We start from the raw sequence: 11409 nt of genomic DNA, 5'->3' as shown, positions 1-11409 counted from the left end.
CGATCAGCAAGATATGCTCAGCGATACCATACGTACATTTTTTCAAAATCCTAATATTCTCGATGTATCGTTGATCGATGCAAACGATAATGTTATTTATGAGCAGCACTATCCGCACTCCAAAACACAAGAGACGATTACCCTATCAGAACCTTTAATCGATCCCATCACCCATCAGCTTCAAGCGACTCTTATCATCAGTTATTCCAATAACTTTGTAGATGAACTCCATACTAAACTTTTTATGCAGCTCATCTTCCTTTCTTTATTCGCCCTGCTGATCTTTTCGATTACCTATTGGTATTTCCGAAAGCAGTTCTTTGTTCTTCGTCTTTTATCAAACTGGATGGGGAACTATAGTATGGATAAAACGTCCGAACCATTCAAAAGCGATAATACCAATTATGAGATTATGACCATCACCACATCCGCCAATAAAATGGTTGAAACCATTGATGACTATCGGTGCCAAATGGAACAGATCAATAATGAGTTAGAACATCGTGTTGAGAACGAAATTTCCAAGCGTCGGGAAAAAGAACAGCTCCTTGTCCAACAATCTCGCCTTGCGGCAATGGGTGAGATGATTGAAAGTATTGCCCATCAATGGCGTCAACCGTTGAATATCATCGGATTGGCAGTAGCCAACCTTACGATGAAACGCACACTCGGTTTGCTCGAAAACGACGAAATTGATAAGAATAGTGCCATTATCAATAATAATCTTGCTTTCATGTCGAATACTATTGATGATTTTCGAAACTTTTTTAACATCGATAAAGAGTGTCTCTCCTTCGACCCTGCTCAGCCCATTGAAGAGGTATTTGCCCTATTAGGCGAACAGCTTCGCTATTCCAATATCACTTATCACGTGCACAAACACTGCGATCAAGAGATTTTCGGTGTGGTCAACGAATTTAAGCAAGTGATTTTAAATATTATCAATAATGCCCAAGATGCCATAAAAAGCAAACAAGATCAAAACGGAGGAAAAATCGAAGTCACCTTGCGATGCGATGCGCACCATCTGTTTATCGATATCGGCGATACCGGCGGTGGGGTCCCCTCGGTCATAGTTGAACGTATTTTCGACCCTTACTTTACGACCAAACTTCATAACAAAGGTACCGGTATCGGTCTTTATATGTCCAAAGTCATCATCGAACAACATTTTGAAGGCTCACTCAGTGTAAGCAATACGGATGATGGTGCACTCTTTACCTTGACACTGGCTTTGAGCCGATAATGACCAAATCACTTCTGCTCATTTTCATACCGTTTTTCCTCTGGGGAACAACCTATGATTCGATACTATTGCAGATAGGGGCAAAACTATTTCCTAAAGTCATATTGATGGAAAAAGGGACCACGGATCGTATCCAATCGGTCGTTAACTTGGTCATTGTCACCGTACCTGCAAACAAAGAAGCGGCACAACGATTATCGGGGATGATTGAGCGTCAATACGGCGGAGTTCTTAGTAATCATTCGCTTGATGTCTCTGTTGCGTCACCGAAAGAAGCGTTGACCCTGAAAAATGTGCATGGCTTTATTTTACTCATCGATCCTGACGAGAGTAGCCTCCCAGCCCTGCTGGAACACACTCATCAGAATAAAATATTGACATTTAGCTTCGATCCCGAACTAATGAAAAAAGGTTCTGCCGTTTCACTCTACATCGGAAGAAGTGTCAAGCCCTATATTAATCTCACCATACTCAAGCAGGTGCCGTTTACGTTTGAGTACGGTTTCTTGAAACTTTCTCAGCCTTATTAAGCTTTAGAAGTAACCTCAATTCTGTTTCTGCCGTTCTTTTTCGCTTCATACAAAGCTTCGTCCGCTTTTTCAAAGAGGGTTTTTTTCGTATCCTCAGCCGTGAGCTGCGCAATCCCGAAACTCAATGTCATTTGATTATCCACGTAGCTAAACGGGTGTAACTGAACAAGTTTTCGTAAATTTTCGGCTAAATTACATGCACCGTTAAGGTCTGTTGCAGGAGTTAAAATAACAAACTCTTCCCCTCCCCATCGCGCAAAAATATCTCCGTTTTTTATGTTATCTGAAACAAGATTCACCAAATCAATTAAAATGATGTCACCCGCTTGATGGCCATAAGTGTCATTCACCAGTTTAAAATTATCCACATCGAAAATTATCAAAGTGAGCGGCACATCGTTTTGTTTTGCATTGGCAATCTCAAGCGTAAAAATATCTTCAAAATTTTCCCGATTATTAATCCCCGTCAGATTATCTTTGTACGCTTTTTGCTCTAATGTATTTGTCATCGAATAAAGCTCGTCAACCTTGTTTTTCATCGCTTTGTTGATATTTCTCAACTGCTGTTTGGTCTGTTCGAGTTCTGTAATATCGTGACGAACCGCTATATACTCTACAACATCTCCATCAACATCTAAAATAGGGATAACCGTCGTATCGACGATATACTGTCCTCCGTCTTTTTTCATATTAGTAACCACACCGCTCCAGCTTTTTTTTGCTTTGATGGTGTCCCATAAATCTTTAAAAGCGCTTCTTGGCATATCCGGATGACGAATGATGTTATGCGGTTTTCCGATGAGCTCATCTCTCGTATACCCTGATATCTCACAAAACTTATCATTCACATAGGTTATGACCCCTTTTGGATTCGTTTTGGAGACGATATTGCTCAAATCGACCGCTTTTTTATACTCTGCCAATAGATTGGAATTTTCACTTTTATAATTACTATTCGAGCTTATTATGGTTTCAAAATGGGATGCCAAATCATTCGCCATCTGCAAAGTCAAAGAATCAATTTCGCTTTGCAAGGCATACGAGAGGTTCCCATTCTCAAAAATAACCTGTTCGATCGCATTTTTGAGTTTTAGGATCAATGTGAAAAGATCGGATACCGTCACATTGTAGTTATTGAGCAATTGTAAAAAGTCAATTTTTACCTGACACTCCGTAACGGTTGCACGCCACTCGATCACACTGATAAAACAGTCGCAAAATTCGTAAAAAAGGTGTGTATTTTTTTCAATAATAGGTAAAGAGTGTCTATGTAGTACATTTTGTACTTCACTTTTATTCATCCAAAGTTTTATGATTTCATTTCTGTTCACGCGTAAAAAATAAGAAAACTCTTCACTGTTTATTATTTTTATCATACCTATTCGCCTTTTAAACCGTTCAATCTTCAGTTGTACTAATTGTATACCATTAACAGTAAATCTCTTGTATAACAAATAATCAAATTAAATATTTTGCTATAATCAACACAATCACTGCAGATAGCACAATTGATTTTTTAGGAATACTTCCTCTTTGAAAAGGATATTTTATGGATTTACAAAGAGTGGAACGAGAGCTCAAGAAAAGGCTTCTCTATCCTTATAACTGGGGAAGAAAACAATCTGATTTATGGGATTTTAATACAAATTTCATCTACACTACCTATAGTTTTGAATCGTTGTTAAAACAAACTGCTGGCTTTCCTCAAGCGTTGAGAGATTATGCCTTAAACCGTTGGTATAATTATTGGTCAGCAATGGCAGCCGAGTATATCTTTGCATCCCATGAGAATGTAGAACCTAATAGAAATTCTTTTGACAAGCTTGTAGATTTTAAAATCAATAATATCCCCTTCGATCATAAAACTTCCGTTTTTCCGAAAGGGTTCAATCACCCTTTTAGCTATTCAAAAGAGCATACAAAAGAGTTAATTACATGGCTGTATGAGAATCAAAGTCAAGAGGGAAGAAAACATTTAAAAAATAGACTATTTATTGTTATGTATGATGGTTCAACCCTTCAGCACTGGAAAATGAAATCCGAAATTTTACAGTTAAAGTCAGCTATTGATGTTTATGTTGATAGTTTTTCAGCTAAAAATCTCTGCAGATTAGACTTCGGTTCCGGTGAAGTACTCTCAGATACAATCTGGATAACGAAAGGGGTTTGATAGTAAAATAGTATGATCATAACCTTACCGACCATATTACGATTTAAAGATAACACAATGAATTACATAGGTTCCAAATTAAAACTATCCGCTTTCTTAACAACCACGATTACCGATACGGTCGGGAGATTGGATGACAAAGTTTTTTGTGATATTTTTGCAGGAACAGGGATCGTCGGCAGAGTATTTAAGCCTCTTGTAAAATCGGTTATTTCCAATGATATCGAACACTACAGCTATGTCTTAAACCGTAATTACATAGGTAATTACACGCCGTTTGATTTTCACCATCTGTTTAATGAATTATCAGATATTGAATCCAAAGAAGGGTTTATATTTGAGCAATACTCTCTCAATGGTCAAGCCGGTAGACAATATTTCAGTGAAGAGAACGGGAAAAAAATTGATGCGATTCGGGAAAAAATCGACGAATGGAAATCCAATAGCATCATTTCCGAGGATCAATACTATTTTTTACTCGCTTCATTGATCGAAAGTGCCGATAAGATCGCCAATACCGCATCCGTCTATGGTGCATTTCTCAAGCAGCTCAAAAAATCGGCTCAAAAAGAGTTAAACTTTGTACCTGCCTCTTTTGATCCTGTCGGGGAAAATCATCGCGTCTATAATGAAGATGCAAATGAGCTTATTCGAAAGATTAAAGGGGATATTCTTTATATGGACCCCCCTTACAATCAACGTCATTACGGGGCAAACTATCATCTGCTTAATACCATATCACTGAACGACCGATTTGATCCGAAAGGGAAAACAGGACTGCGGGAGTATGGGAAATCTGAGTATTGTCAACAACGTAAAGTTAAACACTCGTTTGAAGATTTAATCCGTAACGCAGATTTTAAATACATCTTTTTAAGTTACAACAATGAAGGACTGATGTCAGAGGATGAAGTAAAAGAGATTATGCAAAAATACGGGGAGTATTCACTCGCAACGACAAACTACCAACGATTTAAAGCCGACAAAACTGAAAATCGAACCCACAAAGCCGATTCAACACTCGAGTATCTCCATATTTTGAAGAAATAATGAAATTTCTATCTCTTAGTCTACTTTTTATCTTGATGTCCACAAATCTTTTCTCCGCAGAAAAAAAATGGATCCCTATTGAACCGATAGATATGAACGAAAAAAGAAAAATCGATACCAATTCATCCAAGCCTCAAGCGAGCAATAAAACGATTCAAAATTTAAAAATCATTAAAAATCTGCTCGATCATGTTAACAAGGGAGAGATCAATACAGAAAATGAAAAAACTTGGTATTCCCTTGACCCTATAGACGATAATTGATCTCCCTTTTTTATATCAACCCATCCCGTTGCATCCGCTCTTGAAGTGCAATAAGGATGTAGGCACTTACCGTTCCTCCATGAAATTGACGGATTTTATCCTCCCACTCTACAGGGATAGTAATCAGCTTCTTTTTCTTCTCCTTATCCCCTTTTTTGCTCTCTTCCCTCTCACTCATCGCGGCAGAACTTTTCACTTTTTCGATATTTTGAAGAAAACTTTTTTTTGCCATTTTATATCCTTTATATATATTTTAAATATTCATTTTATATCTAAAATAGATTTTACTTCCGAAATCAACTCATCCATTTCCTGATCGGCTTTACTAAAAATCCGATACTCTTTGATACTTTTGCCCTCACCGACCGAATGGGCAATATCGACCCGCTGCCGCAAGACAGAAGTAAGAAGTTCAAAATGTTCCGACATACAGATAAAATCGACCAAATCCCCAAACCGTTTCATGGCCGGATTGATGTTATTAAAAAGGACATGCGTTTTTATACTCTCCCCTTGAATCTCGGAGAGACTCTTTAAAATCTCTTCGTATTTTTGCAATCCCATCAAATCAAAAGGTTTATCACTCACAGGGGTGATAAGGAGATCCGAGGCGATAATAGCGATACGGTTATAGGCACTGTCAAATCCGCCTGAATCGATAATCGTAAGACTCTTATCCGAATCGGTCGCCGCATACTCCGCCAACTCTTCAGCCGTATTAAAATGGAGCATTTGGATCGGAGTGAGGTCATGTTCTTGACGCAGAGCATTCGTTACCGTAAGGGAGCGCTGTGTATCAAGATCAACGATGCGGGTATCTATAAAACGGGAGAAGTGTACAGCAAGATTCCACGCTACCGTCGATTTGCCGACTCCCCCTTTTTGATGTGAAAGGGTAAGGATCATTACTATGCCTTAATATATATAAAGTATGTAAAGTATATACTTTATATACTTAAAGTAGCTAAAAAAACAAAAATAACATATTCATTTATCTATTATCTAAAAGAGGAGTATAATTAACATTATCGCGAAAGGAACTATTATGACTGAGCAGCAGTTACTTACATTATTTGTCGGGATCATCGCGATATGTATGGTGTTTATTACAATGGTAATTGTTTTAATCGGCATCAACTCGATGAAAACAATGGAAAAAGCACAGGAGTTTATGAGTCATCTCCAAAACGAGCTCAGTGTCCTCTCGACCAAAGCCATCTTAACCCTTCATGAGGTTAATGGGCTCCTCGGTCAATTCAAAGAGGAGACGAAAGCTCTCAGCGACAAATCGAAACTCTCATTGCATGAACTCCACGATTTGATTTCGTATCTCCATGACGAAACCAAAGAGCTTGCGCTCAAAGCTTCCAACGGGATCGCAAAAGTGACGATCGGCTCGCTCGCCATCGGAGCCCTCTCGCAGTTTTTAAAGAAAAAAAATAACCCTTAGGAGAAATAAAATGAACCAAGACAACACCCTCAGCTTTGTATTAGGTGCCGCGCTCGGCGGTATAGCAGGATACTACCTCTTCAAACATCAAGATCAAATCGTCGATAAGATCCATGAACTCGAGGGTAACCTCAATATCGATCACAACACCCTCATCGACAAAGCAAAAAGCAAACTCGATACACTGACCCAAAGTGTTCAATCAACTATTGAGCGTTACACCCATGGCAGTGAAGATAAATCAGCCGATGAGATCACCGCTATTATGGCCGAATTAGCAAAACTACGTGAAGAGGTTAGAGAGCTGAGAACCCACTAATGGGTTCTTGGCAAAGACTATTGACGAAGATGGCGCGACGTTTTGCGAAGCATTCGAAGCGTTGTTAGAGTAAAGGCTACAATCGCCGGACCAATAATAAATCCCCAAAAACCAAATGTTGCCAGTCCCCCCACAATCGCAAAAAAGATCATAAATTCATTGATCCGACTCTTTCCATCGTTTAACGTCCGATTGACAAAATTTAAAATGACAAGTTTTACGATATTGTCGATAAAAAATGCCATCATCGCCCATGAATAAAGCGCAATAATAAATGCATTCATAATATTTCCTTCAAAATATTCATGCAATGCAACCGGAACCCATATCAAAGCGGTACCGACGACGGGGATAACAGCCGAAATAGCCGTCATAAATCCAAGTAAAAAAGGGTTGTACCCTTCAAAAAAAGCGATAAAAATACCAAACGCCAATCCTTGTGCCAGCATAACGCCGCCCAATGTGTAAAATACAACTGCCGTTGTCGTCATCATATCGCTGAAAAATCCCCGCTTTAGTGTTCGTGAGAGGGGAATAATAGGGAGAAGAAAGAGCAAAATACTTCGTCCATACCACGTCAGGAAAAAGAAAAAGACGACAATCATCGCCATCTCCGCCAACATCACCATAAACGTCTGCAAACCACTCCCCAGCCAAGCGGCTAGAGTGGCTATAATCTCATCCTTATGCGCTTTCCCTAAAACAATCAAATTATCCAAAGGCTCTTTCATCCATCCCAAAAAAGCGGGAAGATAATTGGTGATCGTATCGATCTGATCGCTCAAAGTCCGAAGGGATCCGACTACGTTAGCAGGCTGATCAAACAAATAGTATAAAAACATTGCAATAGGAACAAAAAGGATCAAAGAGAGCCCCATTGTCACGATACCGGCCGAAATAACCGAGGCTATAGATGAAAGACGCTCAATCGGGCGTATTTTAATTTCGACAGCACGATAAAGGGGAAATACGACGATGGCCAACAAAAATGCGATAAAAAAACTTTTTAGAAAAGGGAAAAAAAGCCATGTGATAAGTCCCAAGGCTGAAAAAATCATAAATCGGACAAACAGTTTATTTTCCATTAGTGCTCCTTCTTAGTGTTGTTTATGGACGAATCGGTTGAAACTTCCATCCAAATGTTCAAGAGAACTACGTGTCCCCTCTTCTAAAACCGTCCCGTTTTCAAGGACATAGATGTAATCGGCTCGAGTAATAGTACTGAGCCTATGGGCAATAATAATAACCGTTTTTTCCCGTAAGAACGGTTCCAATGCTTCAAAGAGTGCCGATTCGGTATGGACATCCAGTGCCGAGGTCGATTCATCAAATATCACCACCTTGGGATTAGAAAGGATCATTCGAGCAATGGAGAGACGCTGACGCTGGCCGCCGGAGAGGCGGATACCCAATTTTCCCACCTGCGTCTCCAAACCATGCGGAAGCGTACGGACAAAATCCTCAAGCTGTGCAAGATTCAGTGCATTCCAAATCGCCTCATCGCTGATCTCATCCCCCATACTCAGATTAAACCGAAGGGTATCATTAAACATCAACGGTTGCTGCAAGACAACAAAAACTGCCTCTCGGACCCGTGAAAAACCGATATCTTTAACACTCACACCATTATAGAGTATATCACCCGATGAGGGGGAATAAAATCCTACCAACAGTTGAGAAAGGGTACTCTTTCCGCTCCCGCTCGCACCGATAATCGCTACCGTAGTCCCTGAGCTTATATCGATATTCAGTCCCTTAAGTACCGGTTCTTTTTCATCGTATCCGAATACCAGATCACGGGTCTGAATCGAGAGGGCTGATCCGCTTTCTAATAGACTCGACGTAGATGGATGTTGCTCTTCGATAGGAAGTGAAAGCAGCTCATTCAGCCTAGAGAGGGCATTTTTAGCATTAGCAAAACTGTACTGCATCGAGAGCAAATCCTGCACGGGGGTCATCATAAACCACAGATAGCCGAATATCCCGAACATCAATCCGATGGAGAGATCCGAATAGAGAACCATCACCAACCCAAGTGCTCTAAAAATCTCAAATCCACTGAGAAACAAGGTGTAGGAGTAACGTTCTCCCCGGAGCGCCTTGATTCCGTATTCGCTGGCACTTTGACGTAATCTCCGAGATTGAGCAATCGCACTCTCGATAAACCGCTCCTCTTTATTACTCGCACGAATTTGACCGAAGAGATCACACATTTGTGTCAAATTATCCGAAAGTTCACCGATGGTTCGGTTTTGCTCTTTTTTGAGTTTTCCCACACTTCCCGATATTTTACGGGTCACAATCATAATCATGGGTTGAAAAATAATAATGAGGATTCCAAATAAAGGGTTAATCCAGATCAGCACCGCCGCCACACCGACAAGGGTTGCAACAGAGACAATCAGTTTGGAGAGGGCACTTCCTAAAAACTGCTCGATCGTATCGATGTCAGTGATAAGATGGGTAATAACCTTACCGCTTCCCAGCCGCTCATACGCAGACATCGAAACAGTTTTGAGATGTTCCAGCGCACGAACACGGATCGTAAAACTGAGTTCTTGCGACAGGGTGATAAAAAAACGCTGGGATGCAACGCTGAGGAGAAAAAACATAAAACGTAAAAAGATCGTTACTGCCAGCACAATCCCGATGTAGAGGAGCGGTTCGTGTAGAGGGGTGAAAAAATCAATTGTTTCTGTAATACTCCCCCTTTTTTTAAGAAGCACCTCATCAACAAGAAGCGGTATCAACAAAGGTATAGGGATAGAGATCAAGGTGGCAAGAATGGCTATGATATTGCCCCACAATAGTGAGCGTTTATAGCGGAGCATCATTGAAAAAAGGGTTTTAAAAGTCAACATAAAAAGATTATATCTAAAGAGGAGATAATGGTATGCAAGCAGTATTCTAAATAATAAAAATTTTCCTTTAGATTTTAGGGTTACTTTCTCGTAACTTATTTGAATTAATCTTCGTGTGTTACAATTTCCCTACATTAAACATAAACCACACAAGGAATTCCTATGCTCGTTACTAAAAAAGCTCCTGATTTTACCGCTACAACCGTTCTTGGAAACAACCAAATCGTTGAAAATTTCAACTTGTACGAAAACATCGGCGAAAAAGGTGCTGTATTGTTTTTCTATCCGTTGGACTTTACGTTTGTTTGTCCGTCTGAATTAATCGCGTTTGATCACCGTCTTGATGCGTTCACAGAACGTGGAATCAACGTTATCGGTGTATCGGTTGACTCACAATTCAGTCACTTTGCATGGAAAAACACTCCGGTAAACCAAGGTGGTATCGGTCAAGTTCGTTACCCGCTCGTAGCCGATTTGAACAAACAAATCTCACGTGACTACGACGTATTGTTCGGTGAGTCGGTTGCACTTCGCGGATCATTTTTGATCGACAAAGACGGAACGGTTCGTCACGCGGTTATCAACGACCTTCCGCTCGGACGTAACATCGATGAGATGCTCCGTATGATCGATGCAATGTTGTTCACTAATGAGCACGGTGAAGTTTGTCCTGCAGGTTGGGCAAAAGGTGATGCGGGTATGAAAGCTAGCACAGAAGGTGTTGCTGAATATCTTTCTGCTCACTCTGATAGTCTTTAATCTTTTCTTTTCCCCTTTCGGGGAAGCCTCTTTTAATCCAAAATTCCCTATTCTTCTTTTATGCAATACTCTTTTTTAGCCTCTTACGCCCTTATCATTTTTGCCCTATGGTATTCACGCCGTGAACAGTTCGGTCTCGAAAAGATTATTCTGACTAACTCGATCTTGGCAATGGTTCAGCTCGGGCTCCTCGGCTATGCCCTCGTTTATCTCTTTAAAATCGAACACCCCTCTTTGCTGTTTTTTGTATTGCTGGGAATGGTGACATTCGGTGCCTATACCGCAAAGAAACGTTCCCCTCTGGGAGAACATAGCTTTAAAATCGCTTTTTTTACCCTTGGGGCTTCGTCGGGAATCGTCTTTTTGTCGATGATGGCGTTCGGCGTCATCCACATGGTTCCTCATGAGATGATCCCCATCGGAGGGATGATCATCGGAAATGCCCTAAACGTCTATACCCAAAGCACCGAACGGTTCCGTGCAGAGGTGAAAAACACGATTGAGACGATCGAGGGGATGGTGGCTCTGGGTGCACCGCTCAAAGAGGCACTTAGCTTTGCTTCCAAAGCCTCCGTCAAAGCATCGATGATCCCGACACTCAATATGCTCCAGACGGTCGGAATTATCCATATCCCCGGTATCACGACGGGGATGCTCCTCGCGGGTGCCGATCCGCTAAGTGCAATCTCGTATCAACTCGCCGTCATGTACATGATGGTGGCTGTTGCCCTACTATCGGCAGTGTTTAGCACAATGTTCTC

Annotated in this window: 14 protein-coding genes; 9 read left to right on the top strand and 5 right to left on the bottom strand. The window is 40.7% G+C overall.

Annotated features, from left to right (window positions below; genetic code table 11):
- Together A2517_RS02850 and A2517_RS02845 are read left to right on the top strand one after the other, a co-directional pair.
- Positions 1-1246 (top strand): sensor histidine kinase (locus tag A2517_RS02850; RefSeq protein ID WP_294893930.1); only part of this gene is annotated, 1246 nt, incomplete at its 5' end.
- Positions 1246-1776 carry a hypothetical protein gene (locus A2517_RS02845; protein WP_294893928.1) on the top strand — a complete coding sequence of 177 codons (531 nt, stop codon included), beginning with the start codon at positions 1246-1248 and terminating at the stop codon, positions 1774-1776. The genes A2517_RS02850 and A2517_RS02845, both read left to right, overlap by 1 nt.
- Here A2517_RS02845 and A2517_RS02840 read toward each other — a convergent pair.
- On the bottom strand, positions 1773-2975 hold the full coding sequence (locus A2517_RS02840; RefSeq protein ID WP_294893926.1) for a sensor domain-containing diguanylate cyclase: 1203 nt from the start codon (positions 2973-2975) through the stop codon (positions 1773-1775). The genes A2517_RS02845 and A2517_RS02840 overlap by 4 nt on opposite strands.
- 350 nt (positions 2976-3325) lie before the next feature.
- Between A2517_RS02840 and A2517_RS02835 the strand changes: the two genes are divergently transcribed.
- The 3 genes from A2517_RS02835 (at position 3326) to A2517_RS02825 (ending at position 5259) form a co-directional block, all read left to right on the top strand.
- Positions 3326-3946: a hypothetical protein gene (locus tag A2517_RS02835; protein WP_294893924.1), complete on the top strand. Its 621-nt coding sequence runs from the start codon at positions 3326-3328 to the stop codon at positions 3944-3946.
- A 57-nt stretch (positions 3947-4003) separates the two neighbouring features.
- The gene (locus A2517_RS02830) at positions 4004-4996 is read left to right on the top strand and encodes a DNA adenine methylase (protein ID WP_294893922.1); all 993 of its coding nucleotides are present in this window, start codon (positions 4004-4006) and stop codon (positions 4994-4996) included.
- A gap of 92 nt (positions 4997-5088) precedes the next feature.
- A complete protein-coding gene (locus A2517_RS02825; protein ID WP_294893920.1) occupies positions 5089-5259 on the top strand; it encodes a hypothetical protein in 171 nt (56 codons plus the stop codon).
- 10 nt (positions 5260-5269) lie between these two features.
- Here A2517_RS02825 and A2517_RS02820 read toward each other — a convergent pair whose 3' ends face one another.
- Positions 5270-5491: a hypothetical protein gene (locus A2517_RS02820; RefSeq protein WP_294893918.1), complete on the bottom strand. Its 222-nt coding sequence runs from the start codon at positions 5489-5491 to the stop codon at positions 5270-5272.
- A gap of 29 nt (positions 5492-5520) precedes the next feature.
- Positions 5521-6165: a ParA family protein gene (locus tag A2517_RS02815; RefSeq protein WP_294893916.1), complete on the bottom strand. Its 645-nt coding sequence runs from the start codon at positions 6163-6165 to the stop codon at positions 5521-5523.
- A 139-nt stretch (positions 6166-6304) separates the two neighbouring features.
- On the opposite strand from A2517_RS02815, the gene A2517_RS02810 reads away from it, so the two are divergent.
- Both A2517_RS02810 and A2517_RS02805 read left to right on the top strand, forming a co-directional pair.
- Positions 6305-6709 (top strand): hypothetical protein, encoded by a 405-nt coding sequence (locus A2517_RS02810; protein ID WP_294893914.1) that lies wholly within the window; start codon positions 6305-6307, stop codon positions 6707-6709.
- 10 nt (positions 6710-6719) lie between these two features.
- Positions 6720-7028: a hypothetical protein gene (locus tag A2517_RS02805; protein WP_294893912.1), complete on the top strand. Its 309-nt coding sequence runs from the start codon at positions 6720-6722 to the stop codon at positions 7026-7028.
- Positions 7029-7045: 17 nt separating this feature from the next.
- Here the strand turns inward: A2517_RS02805 and A2517_RS02800 are convergent, their stop codons facing one another.
- Together A2517_RS02800 and A2517_RS02795 are read right to left on the bottom strand one after the other, a co-directional pair.
- Positions 7046-8113 (bottom strand): AI-2E family transporter, encoded by a 1068-nt coding sequence (locus A2517_RS02800; protein WP_294893910.1) that lies wholly within the window; start codon positions 8111-8113, stop codon positions 7046-7048.
- Between the two features lie 12 nt (positions 8114-8125).
- Positions 8126-9889, bottom strand: coding sequence for an ABC transporter ATP-binding protein (locus A2517_RS02795; RefSeq protein WP_294893908.1), 1764 nt, complete (start codon positions 9887-9889; stop codon positions 8126-8128).
- Positions 9890-10051: 162 nt separating this feature from the next.
- On the opposite strand from A2517_RS02795, the gene A2517_RS02790 reads away from it, so the two are divergent.
- Entirely contained in the window at positions 10052-10648 is a 597-nt protein-coding gene (locus A2517_RS02790) for a peroxiredoxin (protein ID WP_294893906.1), read from the top strand.
- Between the two features lie 60 nt (positions 10649-10708).
- On the top strand, positions 10709-11409 hold a 701-nt coding region (gene fetB, locus A2517_RS02785; RefSeq protein WP_294893904.1), incomplete at its 3' end, for an iron export ABC transporter permease subunit FetB.

The sequence above is a fragment of the Sulfuricurvum sp. RIFOXYD12_FULL_44_77 genome (genome assembly GCF_001830725.1).
Classification (GTDB): domain Bacteria; phylum Campylobacterota; class Campylobacteria; order Campylobacterales; family Sulfurimonadaceae; genus Sulfuricurvum; species Sulfuricurvum kujiense_A.
This window is presented reverse-complemented; position numbering and strand designations above follow the sequence as displayed.

Bases quoted from the DNA above. Each gene is read 5' to 3' on its own strand.
- A2517_RS02835 (WP_294893924.1), top strand. From the start codon at position 3,326: ATGGATTTACAAAGAGTGGAACGAGAGCTCAAGAAAAGGCTTCTCTAT.
- A2517_RS02815 (WP_294893916.1), bottom strand. From the start codon at position 6,165: ATGATCCTTACCCTTTCACATCAAAAAGGGGGAGTCGGCAAATCGACG.
- A2517_RS02800 (WP_294893910.1), bottom strand. From the start codon at position 8,113: ATGGAAAATAAACTGTTTGTCCGATTTATGATTTTTTCAGCCTTGGGA.
- A2517_RS02790 (WP_294893906.1), top strand. From the start codon at position 10,052: ATGCTCGTTACTAAAAAAGCTCCTGATTTTACCGCTACAACCGTTCTT.
- A2517_RS02825 (WP_294893920.1), top strand. From the start codon at position 5,089: ATGAACGAAAAAAGAAAAATCGATACCAATTCATCCAAGCCTCAAGCG.
- A2517_RS02795 (WP_294893908.1), bottom strand. From the start codon at position 9,889: ATGTTGACTTTTAAAACCCTTTTTTCAATGATGCTCCGCTATAAACGC.
- A2517_RS02845 (WP_294893928.1), top strand. From the start codon at position 1,246: ATGACCAAATCACTTCTGCTCATTTTCATACCGTTTTTCCTCTGGGGA.
- A2517_RS02820 (WP_294893918.1), bottom strand. From the start codon at position 5,491: ATGGCAAAAAAAAGTTTTCTTCAAAATATCGAAAAAGTGAAAAGTTCT.
- A2517_RS02810 (WP_294893914.1), top strand. From the start codon at position 6,305: ATGACTGAGCAGCAGTTACTTACATTATTTGTCGGGATCATCGCGATA.
- A2517_RS02830 (WP_294893922.1), top strand. From the start codon at position 4,004: ATGAATTACATAGGTTCCAAATTAAAACTATCCGCTTTCTTAACAACC.
- A2517_RS02805 (WP_294893912.1), top strand. From the start codon at position 6,720: ATGAACCAAGACAACACCCTCAGCTTTGTATTAGGTGCCGCGCTCGGC.